The 24,263-nt window shown below is 57.4% G+C and carries 26 protein-coding genes; 8 read left to right on the top strand and 18 right to left on the bottom strand.

From position 1 onward, the window contains the following. Nucleotides 1–103 precede the first annotated feature (103 nt). On the bottom strand, nucleotides 104–712 hold the full coding sequence (locus PSH76_RS19925) for a phosphatase (RefSeq protein WP_098952389.1): 609 nt from the start codon (nucleotides 710–712) through the stop codon (nucleotides 104–106). 195 nt (nucleotides 713–907) lie between these two features. Between PSH76_RS19925 and PSH76_RS19920 the strand changes: the two genes are divergently transcribed. Then, on the top strand, nucleotides 908–1,597 hold the full coding sequence (locus PSH76_RS19920; RefSeq protein ID WP_032892828.1) for a VacJ family lipoprotein: 690 nt from the start codon (nucleotides 908–910) through the stop codon (nucleotides 1,595–1,597). Between the two features lie 136 nt (nucleotides 1,598–1,733). Here PSH76_RS19920 and PSH76_RS19915 read toward each other — a convergent pair whose 3' ends face one another. Then, nucleotides 1,734–2,030, bottom strand: coding sequence for a PilZ domain-containing protein (locus tag PSH76_RS19915; protein ID WP_106111564.1), 297 nt, complete (start codon nucleotides 2,028–2,030; stop codon nucleotides 1,734–1,736). A gap of 276 nt (nucleotides 2,031–2,306) precedes the next feature. On the opposite strand from PSH76_RS19915, the gene rssB reads away from it, so the two are divergent. Further along, complete coding sequence (gene rssB / locus PSH76_RS19910; RefSeq protein ID WP_305492801.1) at nucleotides 2,307–3,488, top strand: two-component system response regulator RssB; 1,182 nt, start codon at nucleotides 2,307–2,309, stop codon at nucleotides 3,486–3,488. After that, nucleotides 3,488–3,970, top strand: a complete 483-nt coding sequence (gene rssC, locus PSH76_RS19905; protein ID WP_003172602.1) for an anti-sigma factor antagonist RssC — start codon at nucleotides 3,488–3,490, stop codon at nucleotides 3,968–3,970. The genes rssB and rssC overlap by 1 nt, the downstream gene beginning before the upstream one ends. Nucleotides 3,971–4,161: 191 nt before the next feature. On the opposite strand, the gene tal is transcribed toward rssC, so the two are convergent. Next, nucleotides 4,162–5,088, bottom strand: coding sequence for a transaldolase (gene tal / locus PSH76_RS19900; protein ID WP_019818234.1), 927 nt, complete (start codon nucleotides 5,086–5,088; stop codon nucleotides 4,162–4,164). 150 nt (nucleotides 5,089–5,238) lie between these two features. On the opposite strand from tal, the gene PSH76_RS19895 reads away from it, so the two are divergent. Then, nucleotides 5,239–5,370: a hypothetical protein gene (locus PSH76_RS19895; RefSeq protein WP_256588615.1), complete on the top strand. Its 132-nt coding sequence runs from the start codon at nucleotides 5,239–5,241 to the stop codon at nucleotides 5,368–5,370. A 50-nt stretch (nucleotides 5,371–5,420) separates the two neighbouring features. Here PSH76_RS19895 and PSH76_RS19890 read toward each other — a convergent pair whose 3' ends face one another. Both PSH76_RS19890 and dusA read right to left on the bottom strand, forming a co-directional pair. Continuing rightward, entirely contained in the window at nucleotides 5,421–7,826 is a 2,406-nt protein-coding gene (locus tag PSH76_RS19890; protein WP_032892824.1) for a TonB-dependent receptor, read from the bottom strand. 167 nt (nucleotides 7,827–7,993) lie between these two features. Next, nucleotides 7,994–9,004, bottom strand: a complete 1,011-nt coding sequence (gene dusA, locus PSH76_RS19885) for a tRNA dihydrouridine(20/20a) synthase DusA (RefSeq protein ID WP_305492800.1) — start codon at nucleotides 9,002–9,004, stop codon at nucleotides 7,994–7,996. Nucleotides 9,005–9,107: 103 nt separating this feature from the next. Between dusA and PSH76_RS19880 the strand changes: the two genes are divergently transcribed. Further along, entirely contained in the window at nucleotides 9,108–10,259 is a 1,152-nt protein-coding gene (locus tag PSH76_RS19880; RefSeq protein WP_305492799.1) for a site-specific integrase, read from the top strand. Here PSH76_RS19880 and PSH76_RS19875 read toward each other — a convergent pair. The 9 genes from PSH76_RS19875 to PSH76_RS19830 form a co-directional block, all read right to left on the bottom strand. Further along, nucleotides 10,234–10,509, bottom strand: a complete 276-nt coding sequence (locus PSH76_RS19875) for a pyocin activator PrtN family protein (protein WP_305492798.1) — start codon at nucleotides 10,507–10,509, stop codon at nucleotides 10,234–10,236. The two genes, PSH76_RS19880 and PSH76_RS19875, sit on opposite strands and share 26 nt — an antisense overlap. A gap of 217 nt (nucleotides 10,510–10,726) precedes the next feature. After that, nucleotides 10,727–10,993, bottom strand: a complete 267-nt coding sequence (locus PSH76_RS19865; RefSeq protein WP_305492797.1) for a hypothetical protein — start codon at nucleotides 10,991–10,993, stop codon at nucleotides 10,727–10,729. A gap of 58 nt (nucleotides 10,994–11,051) precedes the next feature. Then, a complete protein-coding gene (locus PSH76_RS19860) occupies nucleotides 11,052–11,363 on the bottom strand; it encodes a hypothetical protein (protein ID WP_305492796.1) in 312 nt (103 codons plus the stop codon). Nucleotides 11,364–11,425: 62 nt separating this feature from the next. Continuing rightward, nucleotides 11,426–14,224 (bottom strand): toprim domain-containing protein, encoded by a 2,799-nt coding sequence (locus PSH76_RS19855; protein ID WP_305494481.1) that lies wholly within the window; start codon nucleotides 14,222–14,224, stop codon nucleotides 11,426–11,428. Between the two features lie 11 nt (nucleotides 14,225–14,235). Further along, nucleotides 14,236–14,481: a hypothetical protein gene (locus PSH76_RS19850; protein WP_020302910.1), complete on the bottom strand. Its 246-nt coding sequence runs from the start codon at nucleotides 14,479–14,481 to the stop codon at nucleotides 14,236–14,238. A gap of 70 nt (nucleotides 14,482–14,551) precedes the next feature. Beyond that, nucleotides 14,552–14,926 (bottom strand): hypothetical protein, encoded by a 375-nt coding sequence (locus PSH76_RS19845; RefSeq protein ID WP_305492795.1) that lies wholly within the window; start codon nucleotides 14,924–14,926, stop codon nucleotides 14,552–14,554. Further along, entirely contained in the window at nucleotides 14,923–15,225 is a 303-nt protein-coding gene (locus PSH76_RS19840) for an ogr/Delta-like zinc finger family protein (protein WP_124376955.1), read from the bottom strand. Before PSH76_RS19840 ends, PSH76_RS19845 begins: the two co-directional genes overlap by 4 nt. Next, nucleotides 15,222–15,695: a YmfL family putative regulatory protein gene (locus tag PSH76_RS19835; RefSeq protein ID WP_014717543.1), complete on the bottom strand. Its 474-nt coding sequence runs from the start codon at nucleotides 15,693–15,695 to the stop codon at nucleotides 15,222–15,224. The genes PSH76_RS19840 and PSH76_RS19835 overlap by 4 nt, the downstream gene beginning before the upstream one ends. Before the next feature lie 40 nt (nucleotides 15,696–15,735). Next, nucleotides 15,736–15,984, bottom strand: coding sequence for a hypothetical protein (locus PSH76_RS19830; protein WP_137270998.1), 249 nt, complete (start codon nucleotides 15,982–15,984; stop codon nucleotides 15,736–15,738). 38 nt (nucleotides 15,985–16,022) lie between these two features. Between PSH76_RS19830 and PSH76_RS30810 the strand changes: the two genes are divergently transcribed. From PSH76_RS30810 to PSH76_RS19810, 3 genes are all read left to right on the top strand, one after another. Then, nucleotides 16,023–16,493, top strand: a complete 471-nt coding sequence (locus PSH76_RS30810; RefSeq protein WP_370874595.1) for a helix-turn-helix domain-containing protein — start codon at nucleotides 16,023–16,025, stop codon at nucleotides 16,491–16,493. A gap of 230 nt (nucleotides 16,494–16,723) precedes the next feature. Next, nucleotides 16,724–17,767 carry a nucleoid-associated protein gene (locus tag PSH76_RS19815; protein WP_305492794.1) on the top strand — a complete coding sequence of 348 codons (1,044 nt, stop codon included), beginning with the start codon at nucleotides 16,724–16,726 and terminating at the stop codon, nucleotides 17,765–17,767. After that, nucleotides 17,736–18,992 (top strand): hypothetical protein, encoded by a 1,257-nt coding sequence (locus PSH76_RS19810; protein ID WP_305492793.1) that lies wholly within the window; start codon nucleotides 17,736–17,738, stop codon nucleotides 18,990–18,992. Before PSH76_RS19815 ends, PSH76_RS19810 begins: the two co-directional genes overlap by 32 nt. A gap of 15 nt (nucleotides 18,993–19,007) precedes the next feature. Here PSH76_RS19810 and PSH76_RS19805 read toward each other — a convergent pair whose 3' ends face one another. From PSH76_RS19805 to PSH76_RS19790, 4 genes are read right to left on the bottom strand one after another with little or no spacing between them, the layout of a single operon-like run. Beyond that, on the bottom strand, nucleotides 19,008–20,267 hold the full coding sequence (locus PSH76_RS19805) for a phage late control D family protein (RefSeq protein ID WP_305492792.1): 1,260 nt from the start codon (nucleotides 20,265–20,267) through the stop codon (nucleotides 19,008–19,010). Beyond that, nucleotides 20,264–20,704, bottom strand: a complete 441-nt coding sequence (locus tag PSH76_RS19800) for a phage tail protein (protein WP_305492791.1) — start codon at nucleotides 20,702–20,704, stop codon at nucleotides 20,264–20,266. The genes PSH76_RS19805 and PSH76_RS19800 overlap by 4 nt, the downstream gene beginning before the upstream one ends. A 5-nt stretch (nucleotides 20,705–20,709) precedes the next feature. Next, nucleotides 20,710–24,147, bottom strand: a complete 3,438-nt coding sequence (locus PSH76_RS19795; protein WP_305492790.1) for a phage tail tape measure protein — start codon at nucleotides 24,145–24,147, stop codon at nucleotides 20,710–20,712. Then, nucleotides 24,137–24,256 carry a GpE family phage tail protein gene (locus PSH76_RS19790; RefSeq protein WP_019818212.1) on the bottom strand — a complete coding sequence of 40 codons (120 nt, stop codon included), beginning with the start codon at nucleotides 24,254–24,256 and terminating at the stop codon, nucleotides 24,137–24,139. The genes PSH76_RS19795 and PSH76_RS19790 overlap by 11 nt, the downstream gene beginning before the upstream one ends. Nucleotides 24,257–24,263 lie beyond the last annotated feature (7 nt).

The following is a 24,263-nucleotide window of genomic DNA, read 5'->3' as shown; positions in this document are numbered from 1 at the left end:
TTCCTTTTATCGATAGGCACTGGCATAGACCGCGGCACGCCGTGAAAGGTCTACGGGCTGACCTGTAGATTAATCCACTGGGGCCAACTGTGCATGATCTCGATCAGGGCTTCTCGCCCTTGAGCTGGCGCAGGCGGATGTCGGCCAGGCAGGTGCCGAGTTCGCCGAGGTGGTCGATCACCGAGTGCACGCCCAGGCTGTAGAGTGCCACCGTGGCCTTGCCACGCTTGTGTTCGCGTTGCTGCTCGGTGAGCGCCTGCCATTGCTGGGGCGACAGGCCGCAGAGCGAACCGCAGGAGGCCAGGCCGATGGTCCACAAACCGGCATTCAGGCCCGATTGCAGCAGGCGCGGCTCGCCGCTGACCAGTACGCAGCCTTCCAGGCGTTCGATGTTCAACTCCATCAAGGCTTGCCAGCAGGCGTGGGGCGCAGGCCAGCGAATGGAGGAGGGCGAGGCGGCCTTGAGCCAGCCAGGCAGGCCGGCGCACAGTGGCGTGGTCACCGAGGGTGGCAGTTCATCCAGCCAGGCGCAGGGCACGCCTTGTTCTTTGAGGCTGCGCAATATCTTCAACGCCCCCGGCGTGGCCTCGGCGTCGGCGCAAGGTGAGTCGGTGCGCGCCAGGGAACCAAAATCCACCAGGCAGCCACTCAGGCCAAATAACACGGCGGTCAACGAGGGGGCGGCGGCGACGGCAATCTCGGCGTGTGGCATCTGAACGTCCCTGAAATAGCTGCCACGCTATCGGGGCGGCATGACAAGGGGATGACACTGTCGATATTTGTGGGAATTTTGTGCATTTTCCGTAAGACGATTCCAGGTAGCTGCCTAAATCGACACTTCCGTCATATACTGACAGCCTTATTCAGGGCATAGCGCCCATGACAGACCATTCAAGGAGCAAAAGCTATGCGCTGGAGCCAGTACTTCGCTCAGCTATCGGTGTGTGCCACCATCCTGTTGGCACCGTTCGCAGCCCAAGCGGCCTCGGAAGATGACCCATGGGAAAGCGTCAACCGCCCCATCTTCACCTTCAACGACACCGTTGACACCTACGCCCTCAAGCCCCTCGCCCAGGGCTATCAGTTCGTCACCCCGCAATTTGTGCAGGACGGCGTTCACAACTTCTTCCGCAACATCGGTGATGTCGGCAACCTGGCCAACAACGTGCTGCAACTCAAGCCGCACAACGCAGGCGTCGACACCGCCCGCCTGTTGGTCAACACCACGTTTGGCGTACTCGGCTTTATCGACGTCGGCACCAAAATGGGGCTGCAGCGCAGCGATGAAGACTTCGGCCAAACCCTCGGCTACTGGGGCGTGGGCAGCGGCCCGTACGTGATGATCCCGTTGCTGGGCCCGAGCACCTTGCGTGATGCGCCGTCCAAATACGTCGACAGCTACACCCAACCGTACCGCTACATGAACGACATCGGCTGGCGTAACAGCACCTTCGGCCTCAACGTCGTCGACGTGCGCGCCAGCCTGCTCGACAGCGAGAAGCTGATCAGCGGCGACAAGTACACCTTCATTCGTAACGCTTACCTGCAGAACCGCGAGTTCAAGGTCAAGGACGGCAAGGTCGTTGACGACTTTTAAGCTGTGACGTTTTGAAATGAAAAAGGCGACCTTTCTAAGGTCGCCTTTTTTGTACACGCTGATCGTTCCCACGCTCCGCGTGGGAATGCATCCCGTGACGCTCCGCGTCACCCTTGCGTAGGGGCTGGATGTTGCGCTAGCGCATTTTCAGAATCTTGAGGCCCAGATGCTGGTCATCGCCTACCGCCTTGGTCCACACCACCTCTGTATCGGCCTCAAGGCCTTTGAGGGCAGCGTGTTCTGAATCAATGCGCACGGTCAGCAGGTCGCCCACCGTGAACTGGCGAGGTGCCTGCACCTGCATGCCAGAACTGGAGAGGTCCACGCAGGTACCGGCAATCTCCTGCCCGGCATGGATCAAAGACACATCGGCATCTATTCGCATGCGGATGAAATCGCGTTTTTCGGCGTAGTCGCGCTCGTGTTCGCTCACAGCATCCATCCTTACTTTGCGTTGTGGTTGTGAGGGTTCTTATAACTCCCGGTGATTTGCGGTGTAAAGACGCCCGGCGACCATCGGCATGAGCTTGAAACCCCTCACGGATGGGAGTACCGTCTGCGCCTTAGAAGGGCACCTCTGCTTTACCGTTGTGCATGGGCCAAATCCCAATGCTTTGTAGGACAGAGAGGCTAGAAAGCGAATCCAGTACGTGAGCCCGGCCATTGCCGAGCCGCCTACGCCAACCTAATTCTGGCGCCGTTTGCCCACATGCAAAAAACCAGTGCCACGCTGCTGATAATCGATGACGACGAAGTAGTGCGCGCGAGCCTCGCGGCCTACTTGGAAGACAGTGGCTTCAGCGTCCTGCAGGCCAGTAATGGCCAACAGGGTCTCCAGGTATTCGAGCGCGCCAAGCCCGACCTTGTGATCTGCGACCTGCGCATGCCCCAGATGGGCGGCCTGGAGCTGATTCGCCAGGTGACCGACATTGCCCCGCAAACGCCGGTGATTGTCGTGTCCGGTGCCGGTGTCATGAACGATGCCGTTGAAGCCTTGCGCCTGGGCGCCGCCGATTACCTGATCAAGCCCCTGGAAGACCTGGCCGTGCTGGAGCACTCGGTGCGCCGCGCCCTGGACCGTGCACGCCTGCTCCTGGAAAACCAGCGCTACCGCGAAAAGCTCGAGACCGCCAACCGCGAACTCGAAGCCAGCCTGAACCTGCTGCAGGAAGACCAGAACGCCGGTCGCCAGGTGCAGATGAACATGCTGCCGGTAAGCCCCTGGACCACCGACGAATTCAAGTTCGCCCACCAGATCATCCCGTCGTTGTACCTCTCGGGTGATTTTGTCGACTATTTCCGCGTCGATGAGCGGCGCGTAGCGTTCTACCTGGCCGACGTTTCCGGCCACGGCGCGTCTTCAGCGTTTGTTACCGTGTTGTTGAAGTTCATGACCACACGGCTGTTGTTCGAGTCCAAGCGCAATGGCACCTTGCCGGAGTTCACCCCCTCCGAGGTGCTGGGCCACATCAACCGAGGCCTGATCAGCTGCAAGCTGGGCAAGCACGTGACGATGGTCGGCGGCGTGATCGACGAAGAAACCGGTCTTTTGACCTACAGTATTGGCGGTCACCTGCCGATGCCTGTTTTGTACACTCCTGACAGTGTGCGCTACCTGGAAGGGCGTGGCCTGCCCGTAGGCTTGTTTAACGAAGCCACCTACGAAGACCACATCCTGGAACTGCCGCCGACCTTCAGCCTGACGCTGATGTCTGACGGTATTCTGGACCTTCTTCCAGAGCCTACACTCAAAGAGAAAGAAGCCGCCTTGCCCCAAAAGGTCAAGTCGGCGGGCGGCAGCCTGGATGGCCTGCGGCAGGTTTTTGGATTGGCCACGCTAGGGGAGATGCCGGATGATATCGCCCTATTGGTGTTGAGCAGGAATCTTTGATGAGTACCGGAAGAATCCAATTCGCCGAGCAAGACGGGACCTTCGTCCTGAAGTTTGTCGGTGAAGTGCGCCTGACCTTGTGTTCGGCCCTGGATGCGACGATCGAGCGGATCTTCACAGCGCTGAACTTCTCGGCGATCGTGATCGACCTGACCGAAACGCGCAGCATCGATAGCACCACCCTGGGCCTGTTGGCCAAGTTGTCCATTCTGTCGCGGCAGAAGGTCGGCCTGTTGCCGACCGTGGTCACCACCCACGAAGACATCACCCGTCTGTTGCAATCCATGGGTTTTGACCAGGTGTTCAACATCGTTGACCGCCCGATCCCGTGCCCGGAATGCCTCACCGACCTGCCGTCCCAGGACCAGTCCGAGGAAGTGGTGCGGGTCAAGGTGCTGGAAGCGCACAAGATCCTGATGGGCTTGAATGAGTCCAACCGCGAAGCCTTCCACGACCTCGTCAACGCCCTCGAGCGGCACTGACAGCTCCCCTGTTGAAACACATTCCCCTGTGGGAGCTGGCTTGCCTGCGATTGCGCCGTGTCAGTCGATGAAGTGTTGGCTGGCCCACCGCTATCGCAGGCAAGCCAGCTCCCACATCGGACGGCGGTGACACCGAGGCAAAAAAAGGGCGGCACCCTCACAGGTGCCGCCCTTTTTGCCGCTATCTGCCTTTACAGCTTGGCCGACAACAACGCCTCCAGCTTCTCCTGGTCCCGCGCAAACTGACGAATCCCCTCGGCCAGCTTCTCAGTCGCCATCGCGTCCTCGTTGGACTCCCAACGGAACTGCGCTTCAGTCATGTGCACCCGCGCCTCACCGGCGTGGCCGGGCGCCAATTTGCGCTCCAGCTTGCCTTCATCGGCTGCCAGTTTCTCCAGCAGGTCCGGGCTGATGGTCAGGCGATCACACCCGGCCAGCTCTTCGATCTGGCTGAGGTTACGGAAGCTCGCACCCATCACCACCGTCTTGTAGCCGTTAGCCTTGTAGTAGTTATAGATGCGCGTCACCGACTGCACGCCCGGGTCATCGGAACCGGTGTAGTCGTTGCCGTTGGCCTTCTTGTACCAGTCGTAGATACGGCCCACGAACGGCGAAATCAGAAACACACCCGCTTCGGCACAGGCCACGGCCTGGGCAAACGAGAACAGCAGGGTCAGGTTGGTCTGGATGCCTTCTTTTTCCAGCTTCTCGGCGGCGCGGATGCCTTCCCAGGTGGAGGCGATCTTGATCAGCACGCGGTCCCGGCCAACGCCGGCTTTGTCGTACAGGTCGATCAGACGGTGCGCACGCTTGAGAATCGCGGCCTCGTCGAACGACAGGCGCGCATCCACCTCAGTGGAAATACGGCCCGGCACTACTTTGAGAATCTCTTGACCCACCGCCACCGCAAAGCGGTCACTGGCCAGGCCCACATCGCCGTTGCAATCCTGCACACACTCATCCAGCAGCTTGGCGTAGCCAGGAATCGACGCAGCCTTGAGCAGTAGGGAAGGGTTGGTGGTCGCGTCTTGCGGCTTGAGCTTGGCGAGCGTGGAGAAATCGCCGGTATCGGCTACGACGGTGGTGAATTGCTTGAGTTGTTCCAGCTTGGAAGTCATGGGCGTGCTCTGTCCTGTGGGTCTAGTGACATTACCCGAGCGCTGGCAGGCGCTCAAGGGCGCAAATGCGTTAGGTCGTTTGCGAGGGCAATAACCTGGAAACAGCCGTTTGAATCATCGGCCGTGGTGCTCATTTGGAGGGCAAAATCGATGGCAGGTTCAACCCAACTGCCCGATAACCACGTCATTGCCCTTGAGCCTGCTCCCAATACTGTAGGAGCGAGCTTGCTCGCGAAAAACCTCAACGATAACGCGCGCTTCCTGAATAAACGCGGCGCCTAAGGGTTTCTCGCGAGCAAGCTCGCTCCTGCACGCGGGCGAGGGGCAGCCGCCTAGAAGCTGTAGCGCGCAGTCAGCTTGAAATTGCGTGGGTCGCCGTAGATGTCGTAAGGCTCATAGGCGCCATTGGCGACGCTGGAGTAGTACTTGCGGTCAAACAGGTTGTTTACGTTCAACTGCAGATCCAGATGCTCGTTGGCCTTGTACCCCGCTACCAGGCCGGCGATCGTGTACGAGCCCTGGCGGTTTTTCCATGCACTGGTGCCGCTGCCCCCCGAGGTGCGGATCTGGCTCTGCTGGTAGAGGTCACCGCCAATGCGCCAGCGGTTCAGGTCACCGGACAGGTTGTAGATGGTGGACACCTTAAACAGTTGGCGCGGCAGTCGGCGGTTGAAATCCTGTCCTTCCCTGGAGGTATCGGTATCGGTGACATATTTGGTCTGGGTGTAGGTGTACCCACCGGCCAGTTGCCAGTTTTCGGTCAGGGCGCCCTGAACTTCCAGGTCAATGCCTCGACTGCGCACCAGGCCGGAAGCCTCGTAGCATGAGCTTACAGGGGTTGTACCGCAGCCTTTGACATCAGGCATTTCCTGGGCGCGATTGTTCTGATCGATCTGGAAGATGGCTGCACTGGCGTTCAGCGCACCATCAAAGTATTCGCCCTTGATGCCCACCTCGTAGTTTTCACCCTTGATCGGTTTCACCACTTGCCCACCGAGACCTTTTTCGGTCTGCGGCTTGAAGATATCGGTGTAGCTCACGTAGACCGAGTGGTTGGCATCCAGGTCGTAGACCAGGCCGGCATAACGGGTCAGGTTGCGCGTGACCTTGTAGTTGCTTTCGGGGGTTTCCCGGCTTTCGAATTCGTACCAGTCCAGGCGGCCGCCGAGAATCAGCGACAACGGCTCGGTCAAGCGCAAGCGAGTGCTGGTATAGAAGCTGTCCTGTGTGGTGGTCTCGGGACGCAGGGTGCGCCCCTTGGTGATCTCCGGCTTGGTATGACCCCGTGGATCCCAGCCGAAGAGGTCGACGTTACTGTCGATGAAACGCTCCCACAGTTTGCCGGTACGGTAGTCCAGCTGGCGCTTGCTGGCACCCACGGTGAAGTCATGTTCCATACCCAGGAGCTGGAAGGGGCCGCTGAGGGCCAGATCGTAGCCTTTTTCCTTCTGCTCCATGGCTTGCGTCCACAGGTAGTGGCGGTTGTATCCCCAGATGGAAGAGGCCAGCACGTCCGTGTTGGTCGTCGCCTGCATGGCGGCCATGCGCAGTTTCCAGTCATTGGCGAAGCCATGTTCCAGGGTCGCGAAATAACCTGTGGTGCGGTTGTCCATGTATTCATAGTCATGGCCCAGGAAGGTGTCGCGCGGCAATCCCAGATGGCCACCACCTCGGGCCATAGGCAGCCCACCCCAGACGTAGTTGGTGTAGTCCTTCTGCCGGTAGGCACCCACCGTCAGGGTGGTGGTATCGGTCAGGTCGGCGTCGACTACGCCGTAGTACAGGTCGGCGTCACTCTCGACCGCTTCGCGAAAACTTTTCGAGTCCTGCTTTGAGAGTACGGTGCGGGCGCGCAAGGTGCCGCTGTCGTTTAGCGGGCCGCCGACGTCCAGGGTGCTGCTGTAATCGTCCCAGCTGCCGGCACTGCCGGTGAGCGTGGCCTGGAATTTACGGGTCGGGCGCTTGCGTATCAAGTTGATGGCGCCCGCGGGGCTGCCGGCGCCCTGAGCCAGGCCGGTGGCGCCGCGAACGATTTCGACGCGGTCATACATTGCCAGGTTGGCTTCGCTGCTGGGTATATAGGTGAGGAAACTGGTGGGGAAACCGTCGTACAAAATGGTATCGACGTCGAAGCCACGCGCGCTGAACGTGGGCCGCCCGGCGCCGCCGGAGGTATTGAGGAACACACCCGGCGCACTTTCGGCGACATCGCTGAGGGTGGTCATGGCCTTGTCGTCCATGCGCTTGCGCGTGACCACGCTGACCGACTGCGGCGTTTCACGCAAGGTGAGTGGCAGCTTGGTGGCAGTCTGCATGGCCCCCGTCGTGTAGGAACCGCTGCCCTCGGTCGTCTCGCCCAAGTGCTGAGCGGTGATCGAGGTCTCACCCAGCTGCAAGGCACCGCCTGATTCAGCTGCCTTCTCCAGCGTCACGCTACCCTCAGCGGTAGGCCGCCACGTCAAGCCGCTGCCGCTCAACACTTCAGCCAGTGCGGCCTGCGGTTCTTTGGAGCCGACTACGCCAGGGCTGTTCTTGCCCGACACCAAAGAGCCATCAACGATCACCCGTAAACCGCTCTGAGCGGCCAGGCGATTCAGCGCGCTTGCCAAGGGCTGTGGTGCGATATTGAACTGATGAGGGTCGGCAGCCGCCAGATCGGACATCAGTACACACAGCATGGTAAGCGGCGCTACAGACAAAGATTTCACGCGCGAAACTTTATACAGCGGACGGTACATCGGCGCCTCCCCTAAATACGAAAAATTATCGTTCTAGGTAGTGAGACGGACGAAACACCAATAACCGTAAAAGATAATTGTAATATTCTCGGTGACCGCTAGAGACGGCTGTTCGTGCAGTGCTCGAATTTCATAACGACCGTGCGCAGCGAGCAGCATTGCCCCAATCAACGCCCCTCCAGCAATTCCCCCGCCTGATCCAGCAACGCCAACGGATCACTCGCCTTATGAATATCCACCGACAACAACTGCCGAAACTTACGCGCCCCCGGGAAACCCGTCCCCAGCCCCAGCACATGGCGCGTAATGTGATGCATCGCGCCACCTGTCGCCAAGTGCTCGGCTATATACGGACGCAACTGCACCAGCGCCTCAGCACGGGTGATCACGGGCGCGGTGCTACCAAACAACTGTTGATCCACCTCCGCCAACAAATACGGATTGTGATAAGCCTCCCGCCCCAACATCACCCCATCAAACGTCTGCAAATGCTCATGGCACTGCTCCAACGTCTTGATCCCGCCATTGAGATTAATCTCCAACTCCGGAAAGTCCCGCTTCAACTGCGCCGCCACGTCATAGCGCAACGGCGGAATGTCCCGGTTCTCTTTGGGCGACAACCCCTCCAGAATCGCAATCCGCGCATGCACGGTAAAACTGGTGCAACCGGCATCCTTCACCGTCCCGACGAAATCACACAACTCGGCATAACTGTCCCGGCCATTGATGCCGATACGGTGCTTCACCGTCACCGGAATCGACACCGCATCGCGCATCGCCTTCACACAGTCCGCCACCAGGGCAGGGTGCGCCATCAGGATCGCGCCGATCATGTTGTTCTGCACCCGGTCGCTGGGGCAGCCGACGTTCAGGTTCACTTCATCGTAACCGGCGGCCTCGGCCATGCGGGCGCAGGCGGCCAGATCGGCCGGGACACTGCCGCCCAATTGCAGCGCTAGCGGGTGCTCGGCTTCGTTGTGGCGTAGGAAGCGGTCGTGGTCGCCGTGGAGGATCGCGCCGGTGGTGACCATCTCGGTGTAGAGCAGGGCGTGCTTGGAGAGCAGGCGCAGGAAGAACCGGCAGTGGCGGTCGGTCCAGTCCATCATGGGGGCAACACTAAAGCGCCGAGACAGCGTAGACCTTGCGTTTACGGGGCTAAAGCTCTGTTTATCTAGCATTTTACTCAACGTGTTCTGGGCGTGTTTTCGGGCGTTTTCAGGCGTTTTTAAAGTCTCGGTGGTATGATGTACCACTTCAAAACTGACGCGTACCACTTTCAATATGGCGACTATCAGGGCAAGAAAACTGGCGGATGGGACTGTGAGCTACACGGCACAGATCCGCATCAAGCGCGACGGAGTGCAAGTCTACCAAGAGAGCCAGACCTTCGCCCGAAAACAGGCTGCCCAGGCTTGGGCACGCAAGCGCGAGTCAGAGCTGGATGAGCCTGGTGCGATTGAGCGCGCAAACCGCAAGGGCGCCACGCTCAAAGAAATGACTGATCGCTACCTGGTCGAAGTTGAGAAAGCCAAGCCGCTCGGCAAGACCAAGCGCGCCACACTTAATGCAATTGGCGAGACTTACCTGGGCAAGTTGACCGATACGGATATCAACACCCAGTGCCTGGTCGATTACGCACTTTGGCGAATGAGCGGAGAGGGTGGTGGTGTTCAGCCACAAACCGCTGGCAATGACCTGGCGCACCTGGGCGCAGTGCTGGCAATTGCCAAAGACGCATGGGGCTACCAGGTCGACCCGCTCGCCATGGGCGGTGCCCGGCGTGTGTTACGCAAGCTGGGCTATAACCTGAAAAGCCGTGAGCGTGACCGCCGGCCGACGTTGGATGAGCTAAGACGGGTGCTGACGCACTACCAGGGCATGCAAGTGACGCGCCCTACTGTCATAAATATGCTGAAGGTCGTGGGTTTCGCCCTGTTCTCCACGCGCCGGCTCGATGAAATAACCCGAATTCGCTGGGCAGACGTCGACGAGGCCGGCCAGCGGGTGCTGGTGCGCGACATGAAAAACCCCGGGCAGAAGATCGGCAACGATGTTTGGTGCTACCTGCCGGACGAGGCGTGGCACATCCTCCAGACGATGCCGAAGGCCGGCGAAGACATCTTCCCCTACAGCCCTGAGTCGATCTCCACGTCCTGGACGAAAGCCTGCAAGTTTTTGACCATCGCGGATCTGCACTTTCACGACCTCCGGCATGAAGGTGTCAGCCGCCTGTTCGAAATGGACTGGGATATTCCGCGTGTGGCGAGCGTTTCCGGCCACAGGGATTGGAATTCAATGAGGCGTTACACCCACCTTCGCGGTCGGGGCGACCGCTATGTGGGCTGGGAGTGGCACGAAAAGATTCTGAGGGCGCCCGTCCAACTGGGCGCCGCATCGCAGAAGTGGCTCAAACGACGTGTTTTAACCCGTTGATCTGGCTGTGCTCTTTAACTGCTGCCGCGCGTTGCAGGTCCAGGTACGCGGCCAGGTCGGTGAGGTGGATGCCCTTGGCCGACTTCTGGCTCGGCTCCATTCGGGTGATGGGCAACTTGATCTGACCACTCATCACCTTGCGCTGGAACATGTCCGGCGTCAGGTGCGTGAAGTAATCCCGGCACACCACCTCCAGCGAGATAATCGCCTGGCCATCGTACTGAGCCATCAGGATAAATGCTGTGTTCATGACTATCCTCATAGATGCGCGTATCGACACCGTTTTTTCTGCTTGGCTGCTTCACGCTCTGCCATAAATGCAGCCCATTCCGCCGTCTTGCTCTGCTGGCGTATTCGACTACATGCCTCGTGCTTTCCCTTTGAGCGGGCTTTGCCGCAGATGTCGCAGCGGCTGGGCAAGTCCAGCCGGTAACCGGCTAACGGCGGGCGGGTGCGAGGACTTGAACTCATGGCTGGCCCCTCATAACCATTTTTATCAGTGCATTGGGCTGGCCGTCGGGTGTCAGCTTGTCCAGGGGTTGAGTAACACTCCGGCCGTTGGCAGTGCGTAGTGTGGCGAAGTTGCCATAAATTCCTTCAATTACACCTGTACGAGCGCTGAGGCGATATTCCCGACCACCGCCGCTCATTGCGACGTAGCTGACCGTGTCGCCGACAGCAAGCGGGGTTGTGGTAGCCTCTGCGATGCCGCCTTGGGGTTGATTCACTTGCATGGTGCTTCTCCTTTGGGTGGTCGGTGTCGAGGGGTTGCAGCCCCTCGGCACCACCTTCTTACTGGCTTTCGCCAGTTGTTTTTTGCTTGCGCACCAGGTGCACAAGCACATTTTCAAGTTCGGCAACCTCTTCGGTTTCTGTCTGCCACAGCAGGACGGCGACGATTTGTTCGGGGCTGCACTCCAGCACCAGAATTTCAAAATCGGTTGCCGCGCTAACTTTCAGAATTTTGACCAGGTCGTCTGGCGCATAGGCCTCGGCGTGAATGATCTTTGAGCTTTCCCCAAACCACTCCCTCAGCTCTTCCAAATGTCTGTGACGGTTCGTTGCGCCGTTTTGGCCGCCGCTTGCAATGACTTGTACGTGCATGGTGCTTCTCCTTTGGGTGGTGACAGACTTTGCAGCGCCTGGCAGGTATTGCCGCTGATGAGTCAGGCCTGGAAGTGCCAGCACTTCACGATGGGTTGCTTCGTGACGACGGCGTTGGTCTTGCTGGCCTGGTGAGCTCGTACTGCACTGTCGGTCGCCTTGTTGACGTCGAGCAGCTTCCGCGAGCGGGAGTCTTTCAAGCGTTCGCGCAGCTCGCTGACGTCAGCGATTTTTTGCCGGTTTTCTGCCGCGCACTTCACGAAGTCGTTGAGGTTGATGGCGATGACGTGGTCTTTCTTGCTGTGGTTGACCACCGGGCCATCGGCGTCCAGGCCTTCCAGGTATTCGTAAACTTCCCAGAATTCAGCCACCACAGGATGGTCGGAGCTGATTGAGGCCTGGCGCTCAATTGCCATACGGATGATCTGCGAGCGGGTGTGCTCGACCTGTGCATCGGTGAGCGGCACCACCATGCACAGGCAGTCGAGCAGAGTGAGCATTTGGGCGTGGTTCTTGTTGATCCGCTCCACCCGGATGTAGCCGCGCAGCTTGTTGCCGCAATGGCTACATTCGCCGTGCTCGTCTTTGAATGGGGTGCCGCAGGCAAAGCAATGGGAGTGCAGATTGCGCAACTTCGCCTCGTAGCCCGCAACCCGCTGGGCGAACAGTTCCATCACCTCCAGTTCTTTACGTACGGCCTGCAGCACAAAGTTGCTGAGTGTCGAGCCTTCTAGCGCGTTGAGCCGATCTGCCGCCGCACGGCTTTCAGCTGTGACGTTGGGTCGCACGAAGTGCAGTTTGACGATCCGGGTCATGATCGCCTCTGAAGCCACCACAGGGGCGTTCTGGCTGATGGCGATGGTGCCGCGAAACGGTGGTTCGTAGGTTTCGTTACCGGCGGTTTTCACACCCTTGGTCGCCAGGGTGCCGCCGCCGTAGTAATCCTTGAGTTCGTCCCATTCGAAGGTTTTGGCGTGGGCCTTGTCGTCGCCGCTACGGTCCGATTCCAGTAGCACAATGGGCATGCCGGAGACCTGGCCCATCAAGCGGCTGCGGCCGGCCTTGGTGGATTTGGACGGGTCAAACCCTTCGTATCCGTCGCGGCCCGCGAGTTTCCACAGCAGCGTGAGCAACGTGGTCTTGCCGGCGCCGGCCTCGCCAGTGGCCTCAAGGAAAGGAAACGACTGGTACCGGCCCCGGATCTGTTCGGCGAACAACGAGCCAAACCAGAAGGTCAACGCCACGATGCCCTGAGCACCAAAGCACTGCCACAGAAGCCCTAGCCACTGGTCATTGTATTTTTTGCCATCCTTTTCAAGATCGATCTTCACACCCTTTTGCAGGGTCTTGAGTTTCAACTTGCCCATCTCAAAAAACTCTTCCTCGTTGATGTGGATCACCTGGCCTTCGCGGATGGCGACGTCGTTGAACACGTAGCAGTGGTATTCCTTGCTGTAGCCCACGTAATCGATGGTCTGAACCGTCTTGATGCCAAAAAGCTGGTCTTTCATGAGTTTGTCCAATTGCTGTCCACTGCCGGTGAACACAGCTCCGGCACCCATGCCGAGAAGTCTTTTCTTGAATTCGCTGGCAGCGGCGACCTGACCACCCGTGAAGGTGTTTTTCACTGAGCCGCCGTCATGCGGGAAGTCGACGCGGAAGAAGTACCAGGACTCGTCGGTAATCTCGTTGCGCTGGAAATAGAGGGCTTTGGGGTAGCAGTTGGCGATCTCGACGACGCAGCCGGCGACGTTCAGTGCCTTCTCCCGCAGCTGCTTTTCATTGAGTGTTTGGGCTTCGTGGCCATCGCTCTTTTCGAGGGCCTGTTTGGCGTTGTTGTATTTCGCCAGGTCCAACTTCCACCAGTACAGGCGGGAGTCGAAACAGAAGTGGAATTCCTCCCGTTCACGCCACTGGTACATGAGCAATGCCTTGTCGCTGGCACTTTCTGCGATCAGCAGGGCGCCCTGGTGGCGGGCTTCTTTCAAGTCATTTTCGATGCGATCAGCGCGGGCTTTTTCGTCGTCGATAAACGCCCAGCGTTGATGCAGATCGTTCCAGTCAACCTTGCGGGCGTCAGGCTGTGACAGCTGAGCAGCCTCGCACGTAAACCCGAGTTCGCGGGCACGGTTGACCCACATACGGGTGTACTTGTGAGCGCCTGGCTCGTTATCCAGAGCCCAAACCAGCTTCGGGGTTTTACCGCCGCGAGCGGTGAACAGGGCCTTGAGCGATTCCTCTGGAAAGGCGTTTGAGGACAGCGCCGCAACCGCAGAGATACCGTTTTGAATGAGCGCTATGGCGTCGAAGATGCCTTCAACGATCCACAGCTCATTTACTTCCAGCAGATCCACGCACGGTGGGCACCACCAGTGCCCTCTGTAGCTCTTGAGGGGTTGGAAGCGGGCCTTCTTCTTACCGAACCGCGACGGTTGGTCAATCAAGCGCTCCCAATACCCGCCGTGCTCCAGGGGAAAGCGCACCGTCGCAGACCCAATATTCAGGTCGCGATCAAAGTAGCTTTCCTGGGTGTACCAACCCTCGATCAGCTCAACGCGGAAACCTCGGGCAAATGTCAGGTACGCCTTTGCGCTGGCGGCAGGTTCGTCACGGGTGGCCGGTGCGCGCTTGCTCCAGTCGTCGAACAGGTCCGGGTACAGCTCTTTGGTGGGAGCCATGTACCTGCAGTTTTTCTCGCGGCCACAGCGGATGAACCAGGGCTCATCGTGGCGCGAAAACAAACGTTTCTGATTGCACTGCGGGCAGGTGCCCTTACGCATGTAATGCGTGCCTTTCATGTGCTGAAGGCCGTAATCAGACTCCAGGCGCTGAAGAACATCAGCGCGGATCTTGTCTTCCATGGGCTTGCGAATCACTGCACATGCTCCGCGGCCGTGACAACGAGCTGTTTTTTCAGCTCGCTGCGCGTCTTGCAGATGCCTGCCAGGTAGGGCAAGTCCTCAAGCACCTTCGGCGCCCGCTGACCACTTGGCACATTCCGGTAGCGGTCGGAGTACCAAATATCAGCCATGGTGACTTCGTACTGACTGGTCAACCACAACAGGTAGTGCTGCGCCTGTTGTTCGTCCAGCTCCAGTTTTATGGTGATTTTGCTCATTTCGGCCACCAGTAAGTTGCAAATTTCCCCTACCCACGCGGTGCGGGCATCTAACAGGGAGGGTTGTGGATTAGTGCGGGAGGTTGCGAGTCAGCAGCAGGCGTGTAGGGAGCAAGCGCGCTGATACGGGATGTCGCTGTTGGGTGCAGTTGTCGAGCAGCAAGATCACCGGGCGGAAGGGGCCGCTGTTGGGATGAATGCCAAGCCAGGCCACGCGCTTGCAGGTCATGCTTTCAAACTCGGCCACCGCCAGTTCAGCGATGCGCTGCACCAGGTGCGTGGGCACCTCAAGCGACTGAGTCAAGTACCGGGTGCAGTTCTCTAAAAGCTGGCTGTCGCCGGCAAGATGCTCGCAACGGTGACGGTACAGATAGGCCACGGCTGCTTGTTGCATTGCGGCACGGTAATCGCTTGCGGGGTTGGTAGTCAGGGCGATGGTGTTCATATAGGTGCGGCCTCCATTTCCAGTTGATCCAGCAAATCGGGTTGATCGGTCTTTGCCGTAAGGTTCTGCCGAGCAAGAAGGCGCACTTTGGTGGGCGCCATGGGCAAAACGGTAAGAGGGCGCTCGATGCCTGATGGGCTGAGCTGGTATTCCCAAACCAAGGAACCGGAGAACGTGGCGCCACACAGCAGGTTGGTGCATTCCGAGTACATCGAGCGGAAACAAGGCGTTTGCCCCTCGGAGGTCCGGATACGCATCGAGCTGCTGCAGCAGGGACAGACCAGCTTGTAGGTGCTCAATGCTTTGGCCCCCGGCTGTGCAACAGAATCGTTGCCAGAACTTCGGAGTGACGAGCTGCCATGTAATGGCTGTGAGCGCGCAAAATCGCCTCGGCTTCGTCTCGCTCAATGACGCCGTCGTCCAGTGCCTTCGCAATGATCTGGTCGACCACACCGCGCTTGGCTGCAGCACGTACCGAACGGTTGTAGAGGTCAACGTTGTCCAGTGTTTCAGGCTTGGCGAGGGGGACGAACATTCCGCCGTACATCGCCGCGATGTATTCCGGCAGGTAGGTGGTGCCCATGTCCTGCTCTAACAGGTGGATCTGTTCGTCACTCAAGGGCCGACTGCCGGCGTTTTCGTAGATGTGGTTATCGAACTTCTTGAGTTCGTATCCAAGGCGGGCTGCAGCGCATTCCCGGCCACCTTCGTAGTCGTTGATCACTGCGCTCATTACTTGGCGCTTGGTCGCTAGAACTGGGCGTTTCATCTTCTGGTTTCTCCCTGGAGTCATCGCCCCTACAGTCGTTTCATACAGCCGGTGCTGAATTTTGCTCGGCGTTTTCCGCGAGGATTCCCGGCAATATTTCTTTGCCGATCATCCGAGACAGGTCTCGTAGGATTTGGAACGTCAACCTGCCACGGGGCAGCTTGTTGTTTCCCGCCCAACGCTGAACCACTTGCGTCACTGTGCGCACCTCATAGCCATGGCTTAGGGCGAACTGACGGAAGTTACTGCCACGCTCGATCAGTCGTGCTTGGATCTGGCGTTTTTCCATGGCTTGGCTCATGGTTCGAGTGTTCCTAGTTGGTTAAGATGTACCTGTTTGTTCGCAGTATACGCACCAAAACGGGTGCGTCAATTGGATTATATGAAAAAATGAGTATAGCCGCTCGCCTGCGCAGCGTTATCGATGACAGAGGCATGTCTATTAAGGAGGCCTCAGAGGTAGTGGGGATCCCATACAGGACGCTCCAAAACTACCTTCTGGGTGAGCGGGAGCCTAACGCGAAGGCCATGGCTGCTATCCGCACTCATTTGGGTATAAGTCTGGATTGGTTGCTGACAGGCGAAGGCTCTATGTGTCTGGGTGTTTCGGCTGAAACATCGGATACGCGGACTGTTAATCAGCAGGAGGAGGCCATCCTTGAGCTGTTCCGCTCGCTCGGAGAGGCCGGTAAGCGGGAGATACAGAGCGCTGCTGAAGAAAAGAAACGCTTAATGGATGTCGAGCAGCGCCTCAAGGATTTGACTGAAGCCCTTGCCGATACCAAACGGCCAGCATAATCTGTACCCATTAAGAACGGATCAGCGTGAAGGAATAGCACTGATCCACTCGCCAAGCCCGGTCTACAGGGATTGCGATTCTGCCGAATCGTCATAGGGAAGTGATTTATGCCTAGCACCACCCCGTCCTCTGTGCGTTCTCATCTCATTTATGCCTTCTGTGGTAAGTCCGAAAAAACAATCGGTGCTTTATTTATCATTAAATTAATTAGTTAGGGCGCAGCAGAGTTATGGAAATTACTGAGTCGATTATTCATGGAGTTCTCAAAGCTCGTGAAACTAATGGTGAAGGTGCGGTAACAATAAAGCCCCGTGCAGTGGTACTGCCTATTGATGCGCGCCTGGATACTTTGGGAGGGGAGGTGCTAACCCTTTACACTCGACTCAGTAACGGCTATGGGACATTTGGTGATGATGCTTTAATTCATCAGTTTCCTATTCTAATGAAAAGATATGTCGATCAGGAGATAGATCTCGTCGAGTTTAGTCGAGGGGTATGTTCGTTGATCTCTGTTCCTATGCAAGAGCAGTGGATGGCCACTACGACTTGGCCGCTTTTTGTTCGATACCATAATCAGGGTAGAGATTGGCTTCTTATAGCAATGTTGAAGCTTAAGGAGGGCGTAGGCATTGATGAGGCGACTCTTGATCTGAATGATTCCTTGTCATTTGATGTTAGTCATTTGTATGAAGCAGCGCGTATTGATATTCAAAAATGGCAGAATAATGAGCAACCATATCTTTCATTTATAAAAAGGCGAGCTGCTGACGCCGATGTTACCAAGTACTTTCGGGTAGCCTTGGCTTGTACTGAATACACTGATGCTCGACATAATACAGAAGTAACAGTCACGGCTCTCAATGATTACTTCGAAAGCGAGGGTTGGGAGCCACTCAAAAGACAAGTTGCTACTGATCGGTTGTATGCTCATTGTGTTGAAAAGAAAGCGAATGATGAGCCAGTAAATTTGGTGGCGTTGTCTGCAATTATTAATGATCAAGCTCCAGAATCATTCATTAATTTCATAAGGGATAACGAGTACGAGGTAAGTGAGGTTTTTTCGCCAAATCCAGCCACTTACAAAAAACTGATGAGGGTTAGTAGGCGGTTTGGTAGTGTTAGTGTAAGCTTTGATGTTAATGATCTTCGGAATGAAACTGTTTATTATGATCCGGAGTTGCAAGGTTTGGTTATAATGAATCCACCAGCAGACCTGCTTGCTGAAATGGATAAGGCTCTCGGTGCTCAAAATGCTGCCAACGACGAAGATTGAGTTAGCTATCGAAGTTTACAAGCTACTGGAGAACCGCACCCTTGAGAACGGTCGCTTGAGGGGGACTCTTCCCTGCGAAGTATTCGAAGAAGCCGTTACAAAGTTGGAAAGGCTCGAGATGCTCCAAAGCTCGTCTGCTGAGAACAGAGAGTTGCTCTTTATGCCTCCTTTGGAGCAAAACGCTTTTTTTGCTTTTTCATTAGATGATTTGCTGTCTACCAGCCAGCGCCGTCAGTCTATACCTGCCAAATTCTATCTGGCTGACATCAACTATTTATATGAGGGTGACTATGAGGCTGCCCCTCCAGAAGTATGTTCCTATGTAGATGCTGTTACCCTGGTCGGATTATTTTCTCCCCCGTTAGCTGATCACGTTGTCCCTAAAGGTGCTGCTAAACTGATTTTTTTCCATGGGGAAAAGATCGAGTTGTTTCTTGAGTATAGTCCTGAGGAGATGTCTTGCTTGAGTGGTGTCTCAGCTTTTGCAAAAGATTATATAAAGACAGAAACGCACGTGGAGCAGAAACGCACTATTGTTAAGTCTATCCTTTTGGAGATGAAAAAGGAGGTTGGTGAGGGAAGATTTCATGTTGGGTTGATTATGTCTCGGTTTGAAGAGTTTGCGAGGCGTGTATCGTCCAGTTATCAATTGTACGTTTCGGAGTTTTCCTTTCAGAAGATAAAGGCTGAAGTTGAAAAGAGTAAATTTGAGGCGCTGGCAAAAATTAACAAAGTTTTTTCCGATATACAGAACCAGCTTTTAGCGGTTCCAGTTGCATTGATAGTTGTTTGCGGTCAGATGGAAGTGGTTGACGGATTCTCTTTGAAGAATTTTTTTATTTTGGTGGGATCGCTTGTTTTTGCAGTTTTTATGTTGTTTTTGATATTGAATCAAAAAAACACCTTGGCAACTGTTTTTTTTGAAATGACTGCAGAGTGGGATTTGATTAAGGGTAAGCATAACGCAGTCAAACTAAAATTTGATGCGCCTTATAAGTTGCTGCGTGTTCGGTACAGGTATCAGTCGTTGTTGTTGGAGATCGTTGGTCTGGTAGTTCTTATATCCTTTGGTGTGGCGCTCGTTATGTTCTTTTATTTTTCTGATAAGGGCGCTGTGCCATGGGGTGCGATTACTTGGACATCCATCGGTATCCTATCTTATGTCGTGTTGAGAGCTGTTTCACTTTTTTGTGATCCTTCCTTAAGAGAAGGTGGCGACAAGTGAGCTGGTGAGTAACATTTAATTATCCAGCTTGCTTTGTTCGCGATTGACAGCGCGTTTCGCCGTCTTCTCACTGGCGTACAACCACCGCAACCTCCTCGGCTTCGTCTGATCCCCTGCCGTAATCGCCTTTTCCTTTCCGGTTTTCTGGTCGCGGTAATACGCGATGATCCCCGTGTAATCGCCCTTGCTCTCTTCCGCCAGATCTTCAACGTTGTCCTCCGGCAACTTGCTCTCCAGCTCCAGGCTGACGATGTAGCCGCCATCCGGACTCAGATTGTGTTGCACGTTGCCCCCGTACCAGATGATCTCGTCGATTTCCGCTTTAACGCCCTGGAGCGTATAGGTCAGTTCGGGGATCAAATCCGGCCGGCCCATCGCGAGCGTGTAGCTGAGCGTGGCACTGCCGCGTTGCAGGCGTCGAAACTCGGCCCTTGCAGCCCTCAGCGCAGATTGCTGGTCGCTGTAGGTATGGCGCAGATCTTTGAGGTTCTCGCCACCGCCGGCAATCGCTTCCTGTTTCTTGGCGCTATGCACATCGTAGAAATAGGCGCGCACCCCGTCGTAGCTGTCGCGATCCGCCTGCAAGTACCGGTGCTGGTCACCGTCAGCGCGAGTCAGCGTAATGTGGGGCAGGGGAAGCCCGCTCGCGGTTTTGCCGCCGCCTGCAGGGATGCACAACAGGCACCCGGCCTTGACGCTGGCCACCGCGTCGAATTCTTCGCCCAGGCGTGTGATCAGGTTGGCGTCCGATTCGTTGGCCTGGTCAAGCTGCAGGATCGGCAACGCACCGAGCGCGCCGGCCACGGTCGAGGTGAGGTTGTTTCCCATGGCGATATCGCCCATGACTTTACCCAGTGTGGTGTTGCTCCAGCTACGCTCGCGCTTGGTCTTGAGTCCCTTGCGTAGATCTGCTGATCGAGCGCGAATGCTGAGCACATCCGGCGCGCCGGTGTGCTCTGTCTCGTCGACGGTGTAGGTGCCCTTGTCCACCAGGCCGGTGTCGCTCCAGCCCAACCACAAGCGAAGTACTGCTCCCTTTGGCGGTATCGACAGCAGGCCGTCATGGTCGCTCAATGTGATCGTGAGCTGGTCGGCCTCGACGCCACGGTTGTCGGTTAGATCCAAGTTCATCAGCCGCGGGCTCACCTTCATGGCGATATCGTTGCCGTCCACCGTGAGACGGAAGGCCGGAACAGGGTAGGCGGCATCCCGGACGAAGCGTTCCGCCGTATCCACGAGGTAACCGGTAACTTTGGACAGCGCGGCCTCTATCACAGCAGCCCCCGGAGAATGTTGAGCCCGGTGCTGGTAGCGGCGCCGAGCAGGTCGATGCGGTCGTCATCGGTACGCTTGAGCGTAAGGGTGAACTCGATGCGCCGTGGCGTGCCGTCTCTGAAGAACACAGTTTTGGTCTCGCTCAGGCTCTCGATCACCCACAGCCCGTATATCCGACCGGTGCCCTCGACCATCGGCCAGGCCTTGCCGGTGTTCGCCATCAACCGCAAGGCGTCCAGGCTGAGCACGCTGCCGGCCAGCTCGGGCAGGATGATGCCGGGGAGTGTAATGGTGTCCTCACCACGGCCGACAAATTGCAGCGCGGGTGGTGCACCGACGCGGCTGTTGCTGGCATGGCGCCAGTTGGTTTGGCGCTGCAACTCCTGGTAAGCGAGGGTCGATAGGCTGAACACGAACATGCCGAGGCTGAGCATCATGGTGATTAATCCCGATCCGATAACTTGCTGCGCTGACGGGCGCGTTTCTCGTTTTCAATCTTGTTGAGCATGGCGCGCATGCTTTTCTCCATGGCTTGCATGTCCATGCCAGGCGCAGCAGCGATAGTGATTTGGTAGGTGTCGTGACTGTCGTAAACCGTCGATGTGCCCGCGCTGCTGATCGGTGGGCGATCATCGACAGCCAACGCCGGCATGGCTGTTGCACTTAGCGCCAGAGTGCCGGCGGCGGTCAGTTGTTTGCTCAAGCTCGACAAGGCGTTGAGCGGCCCTTTTTGTCCGCCCTCCAGGCCTTTTGTCAGCCCTTCCATGGTGAAGCCGCCCAGTTCCGCGAACACGCGGGATGGGCTGTGGATGCCTAGCTTTTCCTTGAACCAACCGATGCTGGAGTCACCGATGGAGCTGATAGCGCCCTTCACAGCGCCGAGCCCTGCGGTCAGGCCATTGACCAGGCCGTTGACGATCATGCCGCCGAACTCGGTGAATTTCCCCGGCAGCTCTACGCCGAAGTAATTCATCACCCCGGCGAACGCCTGGTAGAACAAGCCAAGCGGACTAAAGTTGACGATCAATTGCAGGATGCCGGCGAGGCCCTGGTCAAAGCTGGCTTTGATGGTGGTCCACACGTTGACTGCGCCGGTTGCGACAGAGCCGATGCTCTGCAGCAGGGTCATGAGCATGTTGCCAATGGCCGCGCCAAATCGCTGGCCCATCGACTGTGCTGCACCGCCGACGTCTTCGACCGGTTTCAGCAGGTCAGTGAACCAACCGATCACTCCACTGATGCCGGAGGAGATCATGCTGAACAACGGGCGGACAATGCTGCCAAGCAGGCGCAACGCGAAACCGATAATCGGGATGGAGTAGGCGGCTTTCGCCAGGCTGATCAGCAGCCCGCCGAACTTACCAAACCCGGCAAGGACCGGCTGCAGGGCTTCAGTGAGCCCCTGCCAGAAGCCGAGGAAGAACCCTTTAATCGGCTTCCAGTATTTGTAAATCAGCGCTGCAATGGCGACCAGGCCAGCGACAGCGGCGATCAGCCACCCGATCGGTGTAGCAAGTATGGCTGCGCCTACCGCGCTGATTGCGCCGCCGAGCATTGGCAATACGCTGACCGCAGCAATCCGCGCGGAGCTGACTAGCGTAGGGATAACGCTCATCATGCCGCCAGCGGCACGACTGGCTGTGACCGTCTTCCAGATTCGGCCCATCCGGCCGACCTCGGTACCGGCGCTGGCGGCAGCAATACGGGTGCCGATCAACTGAGCTTTGATGCTGCCCAAGCGAATGCCAAACAGCGCCATGCCGTACCGCAGCACTGCGAAGGGGCCGAGCATGCTTGCCATGGTCAACGCCAAAGTACCGAACACCAGAGCCGCCGCTGCTACGGCGGCGGCGACTTTGACCAAGCCCCCGGCCAGCTTCGGATTTTCCCGTGCCCAGGTGCCTACCCTGTTTGCGATTTCACCGGCTGTATTGATCAGGTCTTTCAAGTCGGGGGCAACTGCTGCACCGAATTCAGCCATGGCGTTGGTGAAGCTACCCTCAGCGGCTTCCATGACGTTGGTGAGGGTGCCGAGCTGTTCGTTAACGCGGGTGCGCAGATCGGCCTGGACTCTCAGCTTTTCTTGAATTTCCTGATAGCCGGCCAGCCCCTTGTTCATCATGGTGTTCAAGGTGGTCATTGTTTCAGCGTCGTCGCCAAAGAGCTTACTGATGACGGCTGTACGGTCGGTATCGTTCAGAACCTTCAGCTTTTCGACTTGCGCGTACAGGTTCTCCAGTCCAGCAAAGTTGCCTTTGTCATCCGTGAATTTGAGAGAGACGCCCTTGTTCGCGCCTGCTGCGATGCTGTTGGCTTTATCGACTTTGTCTTGATTCAAGCCTGCCTGGAAAATTTTACGAAAAGCGTTACCCGCTGAGCTGCCGTCCATGCTGGCCTGGTCCATCATGATGAGCAGTGGTGCTAGTTCTTTAGCTGCATCAATGCCCGACTTCTTGATGACATCCATGACAGGTGAGATTTTGCTGAAGCCCTGAATCATGTTGCTTGGTTCCATACCTGCATAGAAACCGCGCTGGATGGTGTCCATGAGCCCCATCATGTCTTTTTCAGTGGTCCGCGTGGCGTCCTGCATTTTGGCGGCAAACTCAGCCGCCTCAGTGGCTTCCATCTTCATTTGCACACCGAGATATGCTGCTGCCTCCCCGGTGCCGCCAAGGATGCTTTGGGCACTGATGCCCTGCCGTCGAAGCATCGTCATCATGTTCTGGAAGTCTGCCGTCGTGCCTGGCAGACGGTCGCCCAGCTTGGTCGCCAGGTCTGTGATCTTCTGGAAGTCGGCGGAAACCTTGCCGGTGTCGTCCATCATCGACACCTTGAGCTGCGTGGCAGAGTCCTCATTCGGGGCAAAGGCTTTGATTGCCGACACCACGGGACGGCTGGCGGCGTAGCCCGCGCCAAGGCTGGCGGCGCCGGATACAGCAACACTGCCAGCCAGGCTCTGGGTTTTGTCGTAGGTGGCGCGCGCTTTTGCCAGGCTGTCCTGCTTGCGCTTCAACGCATCCAGGTGGTCAATCTGCAACTTCATGGCCTGGGTGGCGGTGTCGATATCGCGCTTGAGCTTAAGCTCGTGTGCGCCCAGGGCATTGGTGTTGATGCCGACGTTTTTAAGCTGCACGCCGAGGTTGCCGAGTTTTACTTGCTGCTGGCCGTACTGCTCGCCCAAGCGTTTCGACTCGGCGGTGTGCTGTTTCAGCAGGGCGAACTGGTCCTTGAACGGGGTTTCCAGGCGCCGGATCTCGTCGCGCAGACTGGCATGGCCCGCACGACTGGTGCGCAACTGCGCGTTGTTCAGGGTGAACCGGTCAGCCAGGGTCTTTTCCTTGGCCGCGAGCTGGTCCAACTGGGTCTTGCGCTCCCGCTGGGCGGCTGTGAGGCGAGTGTATTCGTCATGCTGCGCTCGGGTCAGGGCGTTGCCCTTCTGCATCAGAGCATTGAGCGCGGCGATCTGGCTGGCGGATTTGCGGTGTTCGTCGCCCATCAGCCCCAGGGCATTGCGTGTCCCGGTGAGTTCGCGCTTGAGGTCGGTCTGGCTGGTTTTGAGCGCGTCAACCTTCTGCCGGGACTTGTCGAACAGCGCCTGGGTCGGCGCGAGCTGCTGCCGGACCTTGGCCGTCTCGCGGGCGAGTTCGCCTACCTTGGCGTTGTTGGCGGCGAGCGCCTCAGATGTCGCGCGGGTTGCGGCCTGCAGTTCACGCCAGGCGCTGACGTCGCGTTGCTGGGTGTTGAGTTCTTTCAGGCGGTCGCGGGCGGCTTTGAGGGCGCGGGCTGTTTCCTTGCTGCCGCCCGTGATTTTGTTCAGGGGACCTGTGGCCTTATCAATGGCGCTGAGCAGCACCTGAAGTCTCAGATCATTCCCCATCGTTGGAACTCCGCACCCTGGCGCGCTCGCGCCAGTCCATCAGGTCTTGCAGGCCCAACCGATCCATATCAGCCGGTGCCCAATGAAAAACCACGGCCAGATCGGCCATGGCGTCC

It is taken from the genome of Pseudomonas sp. FP215 (genome assembly GCF_030687795.1).
In the GTDB taxonomy this organism is placed as follows: domain Bacteria; phylum Pseudomonadota; class Gammaproteobacteria; order Pseudomonadales; family Pseudomonadaceae; genus Aquipseudomonas; species Aquipseudomonas salmasensis.
This window is presented reverse-complemented; position numbering and strand designations above follow the sequence as displayed.